This is a genomic window from Nonomuraea recticatena, assembly GCF_039533245.1.
GTDB classification, from domain to species: Bacteria; Actinomycetota; Actinomycetes; order Streptosporangiales; family Streptosporangiaceae; genus Nonomuraea; species Nonomuraea roseola.
Window position 1 is genome coordinate 1 of record NZ_BAAATE010000162.1, and the last position, 664, is coordinate 664.

Below are 664 nucleotides of genomic sequence, written 5' to 3' on the forward strand. Positions count from 1 at the left end.
CGGGCCCGGCGAGGACGCGTTCGCGGACCTGCTGCGGCAGGTCGCCGAGGGCGCGGACCTGCGCTCGACCGGGCGGTTGGTCACCAGGGGCGGCCAGGCGCAGGTCGGCGAGCTGGTCACCGGGGAACGGCTGGACGTCCCGACCCCGTCCTACGACGGGTTCTTCGAGCAGCTGGCCGAGGCCGGGCTGTCCGACCTGGAGGCCGAGGTCTCGCTGCCGGTGGAGTTCTCCAGGGGCTGCTGGTGGGGCGCGAAGACGCACTGCACCTTCTGCGGCCTCAACGGCGCCACCATGCGCTACCGCAGCAAGCACCCGGACTCGGTGGCCGCCGAGCTCAAGCACATGATGGACCGCTACGGGGTGCTGGACTTCTTCGCCGTCGACAACATCCTCGACCTCGGCTACCTCGACACGGCGCTGCCCGCGGTGGAGGAGCTGCGCACCGACCACTCGCTGTTCTTCGAGGTCAAGGCGAACATGGAGTGGGCGGACATCCGGCGGATGCGCAGGGCCGGGGTGAGGTCGGTGCAGCCGGGCATCGAGAGCATCAGCACGGAGGGGCTGCGCGCGCTGAAGAAGGGCGCGACGGCGTTCCAGAACGTGCGCTTCCTGCTGGGGTGCGCGGAGTTCGGGGTGCTGCCGGTGTGGAACATCCTGTCCGGC

The 664-nt window shown here is 70.8% G+C and carries 1 protein-coding gene; it reads left to right on the forward strand.

Annotated features, from left to right (window positions below; all coding sequences use genetic code 11):
• A partial coding sequence (locus tag ABFX50_RS50935) for a radical SAM protein (protein ID WP_346158548.1) occupies nt 1–664 on the forward strand: 664 nt, incomplete at both ends.